Here is an 11,921-nt window from a genome sequence, read left to right as displayed (position 1 = left end):
TTATGGGAAGACGGAGAACGAGCTGTGTAGGAGACATAGGAAAGATAGGAGAAACAGAAGGAGACTCCGAGAAGTTTGTAGATCGTGCGTTGGCTATTCAAGGAAAAGCAGGAAATAGAGGGTTTGTAGGAAACATAGGAAATCTAGGATTCAAAGGAAACAAATCTACATGTCTGTTATAAGTTCCAGTCACTCGATTGTCCTGATACAATCTGCTTCTGAAAATGAGAATAGACGGATTGCTTGCTTCTCGTCACTAATCTGTTTGAAGTTCCCTCAATTGACTCACAACCGTTTAAATCCATGCCGACATCTCCTTCTGTAACCAATCGATGGTTTCTGCGAGTGGTTGAGCAACAAGCAGATACTTGACACCACCATTAGTGACCGTGCGCGGATATCGAGTGACCAAGTCCTGGTCATACATCGGTTTCAGTTGTTTTCCGATCGTACTCTGATCATGGTCGAGAATGTCGTCGGATTTCGGCTCTTGTGCTGTATGGATGATTGAGTACAGTCAGATATACACGGAATGCTGCTTTATGGATTCCACAGACCAAAAGTTGCGACTGGTACGCTCAATGCATATGTGTTGAACCCACACAAACTAGGAGTAGAATACTACTCTATCAAAGAACCATCTCTCATCAGCGAGAGAATCCGGCCGTAAACGGCGGGCGAGGATGTCACAGCCTATGTAGTCTCAACTTCCAACCCGCTACAGTAGTTGAGACAGGCGCACTCAATGCACGATCAAATAAGCGAGAAATACAATTTTCAGACATGGGTAGATGTACGAACGGGTGCTTATTGTGACGGGTAACTCGGTGCTCACACTGCTGAAGCAGATCAGCATCGGCTAGAATCCATTTCGACGCGGTGAATGCCAGTCGATGAGCGGTAACGCGGGTTCTGTTCGAAATAGCGGGCAAGCCGTGTTTCCTTCCATTCCATCGCCTCGCGGAGAATATGTGCTTTTAGCCACGGGGCGAGGTGCGTGTAGTTGCGATGCCACGTCGCTCGATTGTCGGGGACATCATCGAGGTAGAGGTCTCCGATGAGGTCGTGAATACTCGGGTCGTCGCTCGCCGTTCGTATATACCGCAGACCAATGCGGAAGGGAGGAGCATCCTCCTCGACTGAGAGATACGAATCCCAGTGGATGTCGTACTGCGGCTCGGAATACGTTGTTGATGACATGTCTACACTGAGAGTACGAAAAACGTGCAATATATAGGGTTGGAAAATCATCGTGTGACCCCGTTTCAGCGGGAGACAAAAACAAGTAGAATCCCATGCTCATGTCATCAACTATGTCGATATTTTGATATTCTTGCAAAACTACGTAGTAGTAATTGAGAGTAGTAATCTCATGACCAACTGGCGAGCAGATTTTGGATCATTTGATGGGCAGGTATGGCTAAACTGTGCACATCAAGGCCCATTACCGAAACCAGCCGTCAATGCAATCAAGGAAGCCACTGCTTTGAAACAGGCTCCTCATCGACTCTCGAACCAAGCATTCTGGGATGTTCCGAACCGCCTCAAGCGCATGTTAGGAACGCTGGTCAATGCCTCGCCAGACGAAATAGTTCTTGGAAATAGCTTCTCATATGGTCTTCACCTGCTGATACGAGGCCTTAATTGGAATGTGGGCGACGAAGTACTGCTCGTTGAGGGTGACTTCCCTGCTACAATCCTCCCTTGGCGACTTCTTGAAGAGCAAGGTGTCCGCCTCCAGTTTATCGACCAGGATGCTGCCATCGAACTTCCCCAGCAGATTTCCGATGCAATAACCGCTCAGACTCGCGTGTTCTGTACAACGTGAGTTGACTCATTTACGGGTCGCCGACTCAATATTAATGGTATTGGGGAAGTTTGTAACGATAATGATGTAATTTTCGTGCTGAACGGCTCGCAAGGCGTGGGTGCTCGACCAATTGATGTTACGAACACTCCCATCGATGTTCTGGCCAGTTGTGGGTACAAATGGCTTTGTGGGCCATATGGGACTGGCTTTACATGGCTTGCGCCGGAAGTCATTAAATCGCTTTCTCCAGTCCAGGCCTATTGGCTACCCATGCAAGCAGGAAGACCGCTTGATGAGATGCAGAATCTGCCACTGCGGACGGACCTCGGAACTTCTGGCTTAGACGTATTCGGAACAGCTAATTTCAATAATTTCATGCCGTGGACTGCCTCTATCGAGTACCTCAACGATATAGGAATCGACAGTATCGCAAATCACGGCGAACGGCTCGTGAATCGGCTCATCAAGGGGGTTAAATCGAGTCCATTTGGTGTCCTTACTCCGAATGAGCCGGAACGCCGCGCCAACATCGTTGTTCTCCACCATCCGACGGAGGAACTTGTTCAAGAGACCCACGTGAAGCTTTCCCAAATTGGATTTCATACGGCACTACGAGAAGGGAACCTCCGAATCAGCCCCCACTTGTACAATACAATCGAAGAGATTGATGAGCTGGGTGACCTACTAACTAATGTCTCTGTTAGTAATTAGTAGTTGAATGACATCGTACCGCGAGTTCGACAGCCAGCATATTCTCGACGCTATCGCCAGCGCGGACTATGTCGTACCCAAACGAATGTAGACCAGTGAGAAAGCCCAGGCAAAGCGACTCCTCCAGTGTGATCAAGATAGATATGAAATTGATCGGAAGCTCCACCTCGAGGATAACGAGTGGCACAAAACGGGGCTCACCGTCAGAAGGAAAACGCTGACCACGACGATCACTGGGAGTAGTCCGTGTGCATGTCGAATCAAGGCAATGAATTTCTCTCCAAGTACGCCCACCGGTGGGAAATCAAGAGCGGCTACAAGTCCATCAAGCGGTTCATGGCTGCGACGACGTCGAAATCGTCCATGCTGTGATTCTACTTCGCGTTCGTCTGCCTATTGTACTCGATTTGGTGCGCAGTTGACCTCCTCGTCCAGGTCGCAGTACCCGGTGAGTACGAGCACGCGCCGATCGTGACAGCAAACACGGTCCTAACGCTACTAAAACGGACTAGCATTAGTTAGAACCGAGTGTCGAGTTTGGTGGGGAGTTATGATTTCAGTCCGTGATGGACCGATATCGGTCGTTTCACGAGTAGAGTTTTTTTTAAGATGGTTCGGAACTCTAGAGCGGACCTAAACATGTTTACGACAACCGCCAACACATTATTGCCCGTAGTAAATGATGTGAAGAGATCGAATCGACGCAGCGATCCACTGTTTGTAGCCCGACAGTCTGCCACCAATGGATGTTCTCCGTCACGAGCATGCCCGCGCGCGTCAAACAGAGAATATGCCTAGAGCACAAATCAGATTCAAAGTCCCCGGCGAACTCGGCACACTCTCGACAACCCATTCGGATCTTGAATTGCGGATTATGTCCAATTTCCCGACCGAGGACGGACTGCTGGTGATTCTTTCGATCGAGACGCCGATGTCTCCGCCACTTGTCCGGTCACTTGACGATGACGACCTGCTTCCCGAATACGAAGTGCTCCACACTGATGACCAACGAACCGTCATTCAGTACGAAATTTCTTACGTTCCAGCGCCACACGAAGCTATTCTCAGTTCAGGGAATCTCATTCAGTTCCCGCTCCCGATCAGAAACGGATGGGCAATTGCCGATCTGACGACCTCCAACAAACAACTGTCACGACTCAAGGATGCTTTTGACCTCGCTGAGGTCACTTACGATGTTGGAATTATCCAGCAGTCAACCGACTCAGTTGACCTGTTGACCGATCGCCAACAGGAGTTCATCACCGAAGCGGTCGAACGCGGGTACTACGATAGTCCGCGCGAGTGTACACTTACCGAACTTGCCGAATTGCACGATGTTAGCAAGGGAGCTGCAAGCGGCATTCTCCACCGTGCTGAGCGACGAATCATCAAGCAGTTTCTCGGCAAGCCGCCGATTTGAAACCCATACTATGGAGCGGTCGTTCTTGAGATATCGGTCCGATGGGAGAGCTCAGAGTGGCGAATTGTCGAAGCCGATGTTGTAGAATCTACGGAGGTAAAGAGATCGTCTGATCGTTACACCATTCACTTAGTGAATATTTCACAGTCCATTTTCTTCGAATTAGCTCACCCTGGACATGTTCACGATAACGGCCAAGCAGCAAGCCATCGCAATATATCTAATGACGACACAGGAGACCACCACCGACTCGTGCTCGACATTCAACGATTCCATAGAACGACTGGGAAGTCACGATGACTGATCGCAGTGTCTTAGTTGCCGGCGCAACAGGCCGCCAAGGCGGCACAGTCGTTAACCATCTACTGTCAGGTGAATACGGGGAATTTGACGTTCACGCATTGACACGAAGTCCCGAGAGTGATCGCGCACAATTTCTTAGCGACCAAGGTGCAAGTGTAGCTCAAGGAGATTTATTGACCAAAGAGAGCTTAACTCCTCTTGTTGAAGGAGTTGAGGCAGTGTACTGTGTAACGACATTCGGAGAAGGTGATTTCGAGGGGGAAGTCAAACAAGGAATAAACATGGCAGAAGTCGCTGCCGACGGAGGAGTTGACCACTTCCTATTTAGTTCCGTCGCTGGAGCCGATCGCGACACTGGAATTCAACATATCGAATCCAAGTCGGAAATAGAAGGACGTATTCGTGAACTCGACCTCCCCACGACGATCATTCGACTACGGTTCTTTATGCAGAATTTTGAATCTCAGCGTGGTGCAATTCTGAACGGAACTCTTTCGATGCCAATGACCAAGGGGGCTTCACGACAGATGCTTCACCTCGAAGATGTCGGTATGTTCGCCGCGACTGTGTTTGCGAGACCAGCAGAATTTTTGAATGAAGTCATCGAACTCGGTGGTGATGAACATACACTTGAGAGCGCAGCCGAGGTCTTCACCGCTGTCACAGGGGCAACTGTCACACCGGAATATGTGCCGGTCGAAGTGGCTCGTAAAGGATTAATCAATTCAGCCGGCGAGATCGTGGGCGAAGACTTAGTCAGGATGTTTGAATGGCACAATACCCACGATCTCAATAACAATATTGAATCGGTCGAACGCGACTATGGGGGTTTCCCTCACTTGACTTGAACAATCCCTTCGCGAGCAAGGATGGGGCCAATGAACCAAGTTCTGTTCATAGTTTCCCGAAAAACCGCCAGTTGTTCGGAGTCGCCACTGCCATAGATGAGCAAGAGGAAGGCACCCGCAGCGAGATTGGTCTGCAGTAGCTGGCTCAAGAGTTGTGAGTCAATATTTTCGACTCGAAAACTGGACTCGACTACTCTGGAGTCCCCAGCAATTCTGTATTGTACTCCGGGGCAAGTGCTTCGATTCTGTTTAGTTGTTCTTCTATGGCTTCCTCGTCGAGCTCGGCGGTTGACGTTCTTCCCTCAACTGGAACACCAGCGGAGAGAAAGAATTCCTCTTGTCCAGCCGGTTCGCATATACACAACATTCGGGCTGACCGGTCAGTAGTGTTCGTGAACATGTGCGGCGCATTAGCTGGAATATGAATGGTTTCACCAGCTTCAGCTCTGATTGGCTCGCCTCGAACCGTCAAGTCGATTTCCCCTTTGGTAATGACAAAGGTTTCTTCGAAGTCTTGGCGATGAGGACCGGGTCCACCACCGGGTGGGACATACATATCGATGAGACACATTTTGCCGGCCGTGTCCTCTCCTGAAAGGAGTATTGTGTACGTGTCACCAACGATGGATATGTGTGGTAGATCCGGATCGTCTGGCTGAATGGTTGTAACATCACGCTGCGGGTTGTCCGGGGGTAAATTGGTCATGGGTATTATGGCTCTCATATCTTAAGAAGAGAATGAATTACTTAGTCCTAGCCGTAAACATGTTTGCAGTTATGGCTGCTAAACAATGAAGGGTGAGGAGTGACACTCTTCTTTGACTGGTTGCTTTTATCGGTGTAAATTTGCATAAAAAGTGAATAAAAGAGGTCAACACTTGTGACGGCAAACACGGTTCTGAGCCTGCTAAAGTAGACAAGAATCGGCTAAAGCCGTGAAGCAACGTAGTCAACGCTGTGGATAAGCGACAGCTTTAGAATAATTATATAATAATTTATAAGGCAGAATAATAACTAGTATTGGATTTGGAATCCCAATGTGAAGCGATTGCAGATCGGTAGATCAGTCACAATTTTGACTTTGAAGCTTCTATACTGGCTGTAGTCTCATTTTCCACGCCAACAGAAGTTGAGATTGGCGCACTTAATACATATGACTGAATTCAAGACACGATATAGTAATTATAATTAAAATATTTCTATAAAATAATTCCCGTTTTCTAGATCAAGATATTCCACTCTACAACTCCATCGAATAATGTGTCGCTGACTATGCGGCTCCCTTCGCCGAATCACGAGCTGGCCGGCTGCGGCTCGCAATCCCTCCAATTGAACCACCAACAATTCCAGGGATGACAAATACTAGCCCCGCGATTGGGATGGCCCAGACTCCGACCCCCCGCGTAAACGACACTTGTCGTGAGTAGCGTCACAACACTGCCGATGATACCCACGGTTCCACCAGCATACACACCCGCCCGCGTTGAATCGCCGCGGAGGTAGCCAGCTACCACGCCACCGAACAATCCGGCGAGTACGTACGCAGCATTTTCGGGGAATATCATCTCTCCAAACGCGCTTCCCTCACCAACAAACGCCACAATGGCGCCGATGACGAGTCCAGTTCCAATTGCCTTCCAGTTCATGCTCCATTCTGCTTTCATGGTGCATCCTCATGTTCGCGGCACAGCCGAGTAAGCAAACATGTTAACATGCTAACACAGCCAAATCGGGGGCAGAACGGGGGAGTAATCAGCCTATAGATTCTCGACAGGACCAGCACTAGCTGTACACAACGTGCTTCGGGGTCCTCAAATCCGTGGAGAGCAGCGCATACCGATTACGTTCCAAATGGAAATAGATCGTTGCTCTCTGCCAGATCTCCGTTCGAATTCTGAACCATTCATTCGCGGCAATCACCCCAACTCTATCGTAGGATTTTGGAATCGGACCGAAGCGAGAGCCACGTGTCGTTCGAATAATTCGAAGGTCACTCGCTGGGCAGCGATCCGTTGGCTCGTTGAACGAACTCTTTGACAATCCGCTCTTCGGCCCGATGGGCCATCGTACTCGCGGCCGCGGGTGAGACATCAAGCATGACGGCTAGCTCGGACAGCGTACGTCGTCGTGGTGTGTCGTAGTAACCGTATCTCACCGCTTCGGTTACAAACTGGTGTTGACCATCGGTTAGGAGGCCTGCGGCACCCCCTGTTCCAGAGACTGAAAGGAGTTCACACGATCCTCCAACCGCTTCGATAGCAGCAACTATGTCCGACAATTGGGTGTGTGGCATCTTTATTTCGACGGACATTACACCGTTCTGAACCCTGACCGAGGCTGGCGGAAGTGTTCCCGACGTCACCGTGGCCGAATAGACGAGTGACTCAGTCACCCTGTACTTAATGACGGCAAAGCCTTCGTCGGTATGAATAACCTCATAGTCGATAATAGACGAAATCTCGTCTAGCGTTCTCTGTAGGGCGTCGAGATCGGTTGTCTCTACTTCGAATACGCCGAGTAGTCGTGAGCCCTCATCGTAGAGCGTCAGTAGATTCAGTACGTCGGCCGGATGCTCGGTAGAGAGTTGGACGTACCACTCGCTTGTGGGTGCCTTGATCTCCAGACGGACTTCGACCATACACGTTCCTCAGTCTATTGAAATACCGCTATGTACATAAAGGTGTTAAAATATTCATACTCAGAGTCAGGCTCAAGGGACGCCTATCGAAGAGTGATGACTGCAAACTCACTCAAACGACCTCGAATCGACTCGATCAAACAGTCGCTCGGCTTGTCGAGAGCTGCAATTGACCACACGCGGTCCGAGGAAACGGTCACGGTGGCTGAAGCCGTCATGCCTCGGAAGGGCGGATCAGACGTCCTTCAGTTACGAGAGCGGGAGACCACACGCCCGAAGCAAGACCAGGTATTCGTCCGCGTCGAGGCAGCGGGCGTCTCGTTTGCCGAGGTACAGATGCTACGCGGACGTTACTTCAATCAGCCTTCTTTTCCGTTCGTTCCCGGCTACGACATCGTCGGTATCATCACCGACGTAGGGCAGGAATCGATCATCTCTCGGTCGGCCAGCGAGTTGCTGCACTCACTGAGACCGGTGGATGGACTGACCGCATCGTTCTCTCGGCCGACGACGTCGTCTCGGTACCTACAGACGTTGATCCGGCGGAAGCCGTCGCCCTTGTCACAAATGGTGTGACGGCGTGGCAGATGCTCCACCGCATCGCGAAGGTTCGGCCCGGACAAACTGTCCTCGTCCACGGTGCGTCAGGTGGGGTCGGAACGGTACTCACACAACTCGCTCGGTTGCGTGACGTCCGGGTGCTCGGAACTGCGTCGGCCGCGAAACACGACACCGTCCGTGCCATGGGGGCGACGCCGATCGATTACCGTACTGAGGACGTTCCCGCCAGGGTCGCCAAACTCGCTCCGGATGGTGTCGACGCCGTGTTCGACCATCTCGGTGGTCCGGCCGTTATCGATTCATGGCAGATGCTAGGACCCGGCGGGACGCTCGTCTCGTACGGAGTAGCCGCTGCCCTCGACGCGACCGAACATCGATTGAAGCCGTTCGTCCCGCTCTTTGGTCGCATCGCGCTGTGGAGCGTTTTGCCGAACGACCGGCGGGCGACTTTCTACTACGTTCAGCGCTGGCCGAATCGGTTCGGCGAGGATCTCGAACGGGTGTTCAAGTTACTTGCAGACGGTAGTCTGACAGTTCACGTCGACCGTCGGCTTCCCCTTGAAGATGCCAGTGAGGCCCTCAGGTTGTTGGACTCCGGTGAGGCGACCGGGAAAGTAGTTATAACTCCCTGAACCAACGCAGATTGCGAATAGCGTTTCCATCTACTGAGTGACTGAGAAACCAGAATTTATCAGCGTCGAATTATTTGCGACAGATAACTCGTTTCTTCATCTATCAACAGGAAACAAACGGCGGCACCAAGCGGAAGGAGGATGTGAGCTGCGAACTCATCGGTTTCGGTCACTCCTCTCGTAGCGAATAACCAGAGACACCACACCACCAGTACTATGGTTAAATTAATTGAATTTTAGGCCATCTAGCCACAGCGCGGTGTGACGCCATATCCTCAAGTTGTCTATACCGATTCAATATCCACGCAAACGCCCCTCTCATACGACCACTAATCTCTTTGGTCCGAAACATCGTCTGGTTGACGTTCTTTCCTACGTGGGGAACTCGACCATCTGCTGTAACCGCATACCGGGTATAAGAGATTTGCATACTCGACTTCACAACCTGGCGAACTTGTTCAATCAGTACCGACGCGAAGCGACCCAGCCGCTTTCGAAGATTCGATATCTCTCTATCTTTATTCAGTAGCATGCAACTGGTAGAGGTATTGCTCTCGTTGGAACCCGTCACAGCCGCCGCTTGTTGTCCTCGTTGTATGCTCGCAAGTCTTGCTCCGCGAGTTCGACCGTCCGTTCGATGCGCTTTCGCCTAGTCTTTTCCGTCTTGGTCTCCTCGACGAGCGCGATGAACGCGTGCCGATCCGTGTTCGAGAAGTTCTGGAAGTTCGCCTACGCGGTCTCGTTCTCCCGCAGTGCCGCTTCGAGTTCGGCCGGAATCTCGTGATCTTCGGCCAACCGGTACGCCTTGTCCCACTCGCCTGACTCCTTGGCCGCCTCGACGAGTTCCATCCCGGTCGGGGTCATCTTCCCCGCCTCAATCATCGCTTCGACGCGCTCCTTGTTTGCTTTCGACCACTTGCTGTCGGGCCTCCTGGGTGTGAATCGACGCGTGTACGTCTCGCCGTCGATGCCCTTGATCTGGCCGTCGATCCATCCGAAACAAAGCGCTTCCTGGACCGATTCACCGTATCCGATGCCTGAGTGCTCGGCGTCGACCTTGTAGTACCCGACCCACAGTTCCTCCGCCGTGTCGTGGTGCGCTTCTAGCCAGTCGCGGAACTCGTCGCGGGATTCGAAGAAGATTGGATCCATGGTCCAACAAGAGCGTCCCGTGTCTTTTACCCTTCTCCAAACGTGAAGGTGATGTCGATCCTACGGAGGAATGGAACGGCTTTCCTCACCGTTCGTGTATCAAGAGTCGCTACTTCCAATACTATAGACAGTATTCTGAACACTACCGAATATGGAGGAAGGATTTACTTCATTCGTTTCTACACGGTCCGACCGCTCTGTGAATCAAGTTCTCTGTAGTACTTGAGGATCTCCTTCATGCACCACTGATTGAGTCCCTGTGATGCGAGCGTGAACACCACTGTCGAGATGGGCTCCGGAAGGTATACACCCAGAATGATGGTAAGACCGTGCCGTTGGACGACGTATCCTTACATGTACAGCGTGTCCATTGGATCTGCCAGATGTTACGCTCCTTCGGGAGTGGGCAAAGGAGAGTCTGGATCTGTTGTATACGTCCCCTGCACGTCAGCTTGGGGAGTCCCGATGGCGTTTCATGGAGGGGTTCTTCACACAGTTTGAGAGGGAACTTGGGGTTGAGGAAGAGAGATAGTTCTCTGTGACAGCGAACCGTGTCTGCATGTGAGAGGTGTGCGGTAACCGTTTTTCGTGTGTAGCTCCTACGAATGCTATGTCCGTTTCATCTCGTCGGCCGCGCGGACTCGCGATTCTGATTGGAGCGTGGTTGCTCGCTCTTGCTGGCATTGGCGTCCTCCTCAGTTCTCAAGCTATTGCTACCCTCCTCACCAGTACTGATCTTCTATTTGTGCTTCTTTTTACGAGTGGAATTGCGCTCGGTTTTGGCTACTTGAGTTATCGGATGAGTACAAAGCGTCTCCTAACGCGTCTCAATACAGCACCTCTCTCGGAAGCTCAAGCGCCGAGAATTCACATGAGTATCGATCGGTTGACTCACAGGATGAGTATCGATCGACCCGATGTTTATATTACGCGCCTTGGCCAGCCCAACGCATTCGCACTCGGGAGTCAAACACTCGTGATCGACCACTCACTTGTTCGCTTATTAACTCCTGCGGAACTTGAGGGGGTTCTTGCTCACGAACTCGCTCACCTTGAAAACTATGATAGTCTTTTACAGACACTGACCATGAGTCTCCTACGAATGATAACGACCCTTGTGCTCGTGGTGGTTCTCCCGTTTGTGGTGGTTATCTCATTGGGTTGCTGGGGGTTTTCGCTGGTCATGGGTCGACCGATTCGAGGCCCCAATAGTGTTGGGAACGGCTTGCGACGTGGTCTAGCTCGGCTCGTAATGGGGTTGCTTATCGCTCCGACGCTGGCGCTTCAAGCCTACTCTCGCCACCGAGAATTCGCCGCTGACCAGCGAGCAGTGGCAGTTCTCGACAATCCATTGGCGTTTGCTCGTGCACTTGAGAAGATCCAGCGCGAGAGCGAACTTGGATGGGGACTGTTCTCGAGGGTGTTTCCGACTCGTGATCGGAAGACGGAACGAACACCGATCGAACGAGCGTTCGCAAGCCATCCTCCGACTGACGAGCGCGTGAGCCGCGTTCGCGAGGCCGCAAAGAGGGTTGCAACGAATTATGAAGCGAATCAGTGGCATCACATCGAGATCAACTAGTCTCATCAGAAATAGCAGGTTTATGAGATTCTCTCTTTGCTTTAATATTCGAATATCATAGAATAAATTGCGATTGTATATTAATCCTTAAGTTTATGATCATCAATAAAATATACAGATATTTAACACATAAAACAAATTCATGACTACTTAACAGTTGAGTACTAAAATATTAGAATGTTCCATAACAATAGAAAGTGTTAGAATGGGCGTATTATACGCAACGAGTGAAGTTTAGCTAATAGCTAAATACCACCATTGATC

General features: G+C 50.9%; 8 protein-coding genes and 5 pseudogenes. 7 read left to right on the top strand and 6 right to left on the bottom strand.

Annotated elements, in window-relative coordinates:
- Positions 1-849 precede the first annotated feature (849 nt).
- The gene (locus tag LIX15_RS29725; protein WP_227778588.1) at positions 850-1,200 is read right to left on the bottom strand and encodes a hypothetical protein; all 351 of its coding nucleotides are present in this window, start codon (positions 1,198-1,200) and stop codon (positions 850-852) included.
- A 172-nt stretch (positions 1,201-1,372) separates the two neighbouring features.
- Between LIX15_RS29725 and LIX15_RS29720 the strand changes: the two are divergent.
- From LIX15_RS29720 to LIX15_RS29705, 4 genes and pseudogenes are all read left to right on the top strand, one after another.
- Positions 1,373-2,521 (top strand): annotated as a pseudogene (locus LIX15_RS29720) (aminotransferase class V-fold PLP-dependent enzyme).
- A gap of 19 nt (positions 2,522-2,540) precedes the next feature.
- Positions 2,541-3,043 (top strand): annotated as a pseudogene (locus LIX15_RS29715) (transposase); the annotation flags it as partial.
- Between the two features lie 268 nt (positions 3,044-3,311).
- On the top strand, positions 3,312-3,941 hold the full coding sequence (locus LIX15_RS29710; protein ID WP_227778587.1) for a helix-turn-helix domain-containing protein: 630 nt from the start codon (positions 3,312-3,314) through the stop codon (positions 3,939-3,941).
- Positions 3,942-4,237: 296 nt separating this feature from the next.
- Positions 4,238-5,092: an NmrA/HSCARG family protein gene (locus tag LIX15_RS29705; protein ID WP_227778586.1), complete on the top strand. Its 855-nt coding sequence runs from the start codon at positions 4,238-4,240 to the stop codon at positions 5,090-5,092.
- A gap of 190 nt (positions 5,093-5,282) precedes the next feature.
- On the opposite strand, the gene LIX15_RS29700 is transcribed toward LIX15_RS29705, so the two are convergent.
- The 3 genes from LIX15_RS29700 to LIX15_RS29690 all read right to left on the bottom strand — a co-directional run bounded on the left by LIX15_RS29700 (position 5,283) and on the right by LIX15_RS29690 (position 7,730).
- Complete coding sequence (locus tag LIX15_RS29700; RefSeq protein WP_227778585.1) at positions 5,283-5,798, bottom strand: cupin domain-containing protein; 516 nt, start codon at positions 5,796-5,798, stop codon at positions 5,283-5,285.
- A gap of 586 nt (positions 5,799-6,384) precedes the next feature.
- Complete coding sequence (locus LIX15_RS29695; RefSeq protein ID WP_227778584.1) at positions 6,385-6,756, bottom strand: DUF5518 domain-containing protein; 372 nt, start codon at positions 6,754-6,756, stop codon at positions 6,385-6,387.
- A 326-nt stretch (positions 6,757-7,082) separates the two neighbouring features.
- Entirely contained in the window at positions 7,083-7,730 is a 648-nt protein-coding gene (locus tag LIX15_RS29690) for a helix-turn-helix domain-containing protein (protein WP_227778583.1), read from the bottom strand.
- A gap of 216 nt (positions 7,731-7,946) precedes the next feature.
- On the opposite strand from LIX15_RS29690, the pseudogene LIX15_RS33905 reads away from it, so the two are divergent.
- Positions 7,947-8,923, top strand: a pseudogene (locus LIX15_RS33905) (medium chain dehydrogenase/reductase family protein).
- A 567-nt stretch (positions 8,924-9,490) separates the two neighbouring features.
- On the opposite strand, the pseudogene LIX15_RS29680 reads toward LIX15_RS33905, so the two are convergent.
- Together LIX15_RS29680 and LIX15_RS29675 are read right to left on the bottom strand one after the other, a co-directional pair.
- Positions 9,491-9,640, bottom strand: a pseudogene (locus LIX15_RS29680) (YdeI/OmpD-associated family protein); the annotation flags it as partial.
- Positions 9,641-9,652: 12 nt separating this feature from the next.
- Positions 9,653-10,075, bottom strand: coding sequence for a YdeI/OmpD-associated family protein (locus LIX15_RS29675; RefSeq protein ID WP_227778582.1), 423 nt, complete (start codon positions 10,073-10,075; stop codon positions 9,653-9,655).
- A gap of 373 nt (positions 10,076-10,448) precedes the next feature.
- On the opposite strand from LIX15_RS29675, the pseudogene LIX15_RS29670 reads away from it, so the two are divergent.
- Positions 10,449-10,607, top strand: a pseudogene (locus tag LIX15_RS29670) (HD domain-containing protein); the annotation flags it as partial.
- Positions 10,608-10,685: 78 nt separating this feature from the next.
- Positions 10,686-11,657, top strand: coding sequence for a M48 family metalloprotease (locus tag LIX15_RS29665; RefSeq protein WP_368410723.1), 972 nt, complete (start codon positions 10,686-10,688; stop codon positions 11,655-11,657).
- Positions 11,658-11,921 lie beyond the last annotated feature (264 nt).

It is taken from the genome of Haladaptatus pallidirubidus (assembly GCF_020700235.1).
In the GTDB taxonomy this organism is placed as follows: domain Archaea; phylum Halobacteriota; class Halobacteria; order Halobacteriales; family Haladaptataceae; genus Haladaptatus; species Haladaptatus pallidirubidus.
Note: the sequence above shows the minus strand (reverse complement) of the source record. Positions and strands in the feature narration are given on the sequence as shown.

Bases quoted from the DNA above. Each gene is read 5' to 3' on its own strand.
- LIX15_RS29695 (WP_227778584.1), bottom strand. From the start codon at position 6,756: ATGAAAGCAGAATGGAGCATGAACTGGAAGGCAATTGGAACTGGACTC.
- LIX15_RS29675 (WP_227778582.1), bottom strand. From the start codon at position 10,075: ATGGATCCAATCTTCTTCGAATCCCGCGACGAGTTCCGCGACTGGCTA.
- LIX15_RS29700 (WP_227778585.1), bottom strand. From the start codon at position 5,798: ATGACCAATTTACCCCCGGACAACCCGCAGCGTGATGTTACAACCATT.
- LIX15_RS29690 (WP_227778583.1), bottom strand. From the start codon at position 7,730: ATGGTCGAAGTCCGTCTGGAGATCAAGGCACCCACAAGCGAGTGGTAC.
- LIX15_RS29705 (WP_227778586.1), top strand. From the start codon at position 4,238: ATGACTGATCGCAGTGTCTTAGTTGCCGGCGCAACAGGCCGCCAAGGC.
- LIX15_RS29665 (WP_368410723.1), top strand. From the start codon at position 10,686: ATGTCCGTTTCATCTCGTCGGCCGCGCGGACTCGCGATTCTGATTGGA.
- LIX15_RS29725 (WP_227778588.1), bottom strand. From the start codon at position 1,200: ATGTCATCAACAACGTATTCCGAGCCGCAGTACGACATCCACTGGGAT.
- LIX15_RS29710 (WP_227778587.1), top strand. From the start codon at position 3,312: ATGCCTAGAGCACAAATCAGATTCAAAGTCCCCGGCGAACTCGGCACA.